3 protein-coding genes are annotated in these 3,496 nt (G+C 38.6%); 2 read left to right on the top strand and 1 reads right to left on the bottom strand.

The window, feature by feature from the left end; all coding sequences use genetic code 11:
- Positions 1–3: 3 nt before the first annotated feature.
- Positions 4–2,094 (top strand): DNA phosphorothioation-associated putative methyltransferase, encoded by a 2,091-nt coding sequence (locus tag OSCI_RS02580; protein WP_007353293.1) that lies wholly within the window; start codon positions 4–6, stop codon positions 2,092–2,094.
- Positions 2,095–2,238: 144 nt separating this feature from the next.
- Here OSCI_RS02580 and OSCI_RS02585 read toward each other — a convergent pair whose 3' ends face one another.
- Entirely contained in the window at positions 2,239–2,844 is a 606-nt protein-coding gene (locus tag OSCI_RS02585) for a hypothetical protein (protein ID WP_007353294.1), read from the bottom strand.
- A 73-nt stretch (positions 2,845–2,917) separates the two neighbouring features.
- On the opposite strand from OSCI_RS02585, the gene OSCI_RS02590 reads away from it, so the two are divergent.
- The coding region (locus OSCI_RS02590) for a rhomboid family intramembrane serine protease (protein WP_039961613.1) at positions 2,918–3,496 on the top strand (579 nt) is incomplete at its 3' end.

Below are 3,496 nucleotides of genomic sequence, written 5' to 3' on the forward strand. Positions count from 1 at the left end.
TCTATGGATTCCCAATCCCTAATTCCCAATTTACTACAAATTTCTAACCTTTGCCAAAATAGCCAAATTGGTAAAAAATTGCCCACCGCTCTTTACGTCCACATTTCAGCTTTAAAAGCTCTCGATCCTCAACTCAAACTATACGAAAGCTGCGCCAGCAGTAAGATAGATTGTACCGATAAAACTACGCTGATTAAATTTCATACTAATAAACCTAAAATTTCCTATCTTTTTTACCCTGACTTCGATCTAGATCCTCATCCAACCTTGCACACTAGCATTCAAGTAGATTTAGAAACTGGAGAAATTAACTATAAAGATTATACCAAAATTGATAATCCTCCTATCCTTCATCGTAAGGAAACTTTTGTTACTCCTGACTACCCTCACTATCAGAAGTTTGCCGAACTTACGAAATCAGAAGAAGCATTAGGTCTTCTAAAAAATACCAGTACTATTGGTACTCGCCAAGGGTGGCTTGATTTATTAGAAAAGCAAGGTGTAGAAATACAACTAGATCACTCAGTTGTTGAATTTGATCGAGGCGAAGATGAAGATAATTACCAATTTCCTCTTCCCAAGATAGAGCGTCATAAAGCTGCGATGAGCCGGCATTCTTTATCTAAACCAGTGCGTTTGTCCCTAGAAGCAAACTTATTTACAGAAGGCTCAACTTTTTTTGATTATGGTTGCGGATATGGCGGTGATGTTAAACGAATTGCTGAGAAAAATTTTGCTGCTGTTGGGTGGGACCCGTATTATCAGCCGGATACTTCCCACATTTCTGCTGATATTGTCAATCTTGGTTATGTGATTAATGTGATTGAAGATTTAGGGGAACGGCGAGAGGCTTTACTCAATGCTTGGACGCTAACTAAAAAAATATTAATCGTTGCTGCTCAGGTACTTATTGATGATAGAAACAAATGTCAAATTGCTTACGGTGATGGAGTAATTACTTCCCGGAATACTTTTCAGAAATATTACGAGCAGGAAGAACTAAAAGTTTATATTGACCAAGTTCTAAATGTTGATTCAATTCCTGTTGCTTTAGGTATTTACTTTGTTTTTCGCGATGAATCTGAAGCTCAAAATTTTCGTGCTTCTCGCTTTAGATCCCGTGTTAGCACTCCGAGAATTTGCGTTCAAGTTAAGCGATTTGAAGACTACGAAGAAGTGCTTGCACCTTTAATGGCTTTTGTGAGCGATCGCGGCCGTCTTCCCGTGAAAGGTGAATTGTCTGAAGAGTCAATTATTAAAGAGGAGTTTAAAAATTTTCACCGTGCTTTTCAAGTTATTTTACAAGCCACTGATGGTGAAGAATGGGAAGTAATTGCTGATAAACGCCGCCAAGATTTGTTAGTTTATATCGCTTTGAGTAATTTAGGCGATCGCCCTCAATTTCGCAAATTTCCCACTCAGATTAAGAATGATATTAAGGGTTTATTTGATAATTATCAAAAAGCTTGCGTGCTGGCAGATTTAATGCTTTATAGTTTAGGAAGTTCTACCATAATTTCTGATATTTGTCAAGATAGTGCTATTGGTTACAAAGTTTCTAAATCTCTCTCAGTTCACATTTCAGCATTAGAAGAACTAGATCCTTTGCTACGCCTATATGAAGGTTGTGCTAACCGGACAATTGGCCGATTAGATGGTGCAACAGTTATTAAGTTTCATACTAATACACCGAAAATTTCCTATTTATTTTATCCCGAATTTGATACAGATCCGCATCCAGCTTTAGACACTGCTATGCACATTGATTTACGCGACCTTTCGGTGAGCTACGAAGAGTATTTTAGCTCTCGCAATCCTCCGATCCTGCATCGTAAGGAAACTTTTGTTACTCCTAATTATCCGCTGTATGATAAGTTTGCTCAACTTAGCCGCCAAGAGGAATATTTGGGCATTTTAGATGATATTAGTGGAATTAAAACTCGTCGAAATTGGGTGAAATTCCTCCAAGAATATGGGGTAAAAATTAAAGATCATTCTGTTTTTTGGCGTTCGGATGCTGACCCAGAGCGGGTTAAATTTTTGAAGGAAAAGATCCGAGAACGGCTCAAAAAAAGTAAAACAGTTAATTCTTAACTGTTAATCAGGACTTACGCACCCAACCAAAGAAACCGGGTTTCTTAATCAAGATTTTGGTGGGGATGCCAAGATTATCAAAGAAACCCGGTTTCTACAATTTGGTGGATCGCAATAATATCAGTTTTTGTATAATCAATTTAATTAAACTTGGGAAAAATTCGGATCGAAGCCAGAGGACAATTGCGCTCTTGCCTTTACCCAATGTTCAATTCCTTTTTTAGTCGGCGTACCGATAGCTGTAAATGTCCAAATATCTCCTTTGTGCTGAGGCCCATAACTAATATGAATTGGTCTATCTGCTCCATAAAAGTAGAGGGAATCAAAAGGCAACCTTTGCGAAATAATCCACTCCACAAGCTCATTGCTCGATAAATCCCTAATAAAAAAATCACAAGCTGCTCCTAATCTCGGACAATAATATTGACCATTTTTATTGAGTTCATAAGCGATATGCTGGTCAATTTTAGGAGCGACTCGACCATTTTTAATGCCCGTAATCGGATCTTTCTTTTCTAGATATTTTTTTAGATCGGCAGAACAAAATCCATAAGTTAGCTGAAACCTATCTTTACCAAAGCAATCAATGACGGGATCGATAATAAAATTGTTTAAATCTTTAATTGCCTGGATAGTGGCGGCTGAATTTTGAGGGAACGGATTAATTTTATCGGCATAGTGGCGATAAGTATTGGTACAAGTACAAAACTCATGAAGACTTAGATATTTTCCGAGTTTTACATCGTCCATAGTTATTTGACTCCTTTGTGAACTAAAATATAATAGGGATATAATTAAAGCGTCGCCGTGAGAATACTTACTTATGAGCAACCCAAAAGTCAAAGGAATCGCCAGCGAATTGCAAACCCAGGCTGCAATACTAGGTGGATTCGTTGCCCTGATGTGGATTATAGAAATTGTTGACTGGTTTTTGCTAGGAGGGCGGCTAAATGCTTACGGAGTCCGTCCTTGGAGTATGGTAGGGCTTCGCGGCATCTTATTTATGCCTTTCCTGCACGCGAATTTTGCTCACTTAGCAGCAAATACCCTCCCTTTTATTACTTTCGGATGGTTGATTATGCTGCAAGAAACCAGTGATTTCTTTCTGGTTAGTGCGGTGACGATGCTGGTAAGTGGACTTGGGGTTTGGCTAACAGGTGCGCCTTATTCTGTTCATATTGGAGCTAGCGGGTTAATCTTTGGTTATTTTGGTTTCTTGCTATTAAGGGGATTTTTTGAACGTAGCTTTATGTCGATAGCTTTATCTCTATTTGTTGGTTTTCTTTACGGAGGTTTAATCTGGGGAGTTTTGCCTTCACAACCAGGGGTTTCTTGGCAAGGGCATCTTTTTGGATTTGTTGGTGGTGTGCTTGCTGCTCAACTTTTGGGACGGCGAAAGTTG

Origin of the sequence: Kamptonema sp. PCC 6506 (assembly GCF_000180455.1) — a bacterium.
Classification (GTDB): domain Bacteria; phylum Cyanobacteriota; class Cyanobacteriia; order Cyanobacteriales; family Microcoleaceae; genus Kamptonema; species Kamptonema formosum.

Bases quoted from the DNA above. Each gene is read 5' to 3' on its own strand.
- OSCI_RS02580 (WP_007353293.1), top strand. From the start codon at position 4: ATGGATTCCCAATCCCTAATTCCCAATTTACTACAAATTTCTAACCTT.
- OSCI_RS02585 (WP_007353294.1), bottom strand. From the start codon at position 2,844: ATGGACGATGTAAAACTCGGAAAATATCTAAGTCTTCATGAGTTTTGT.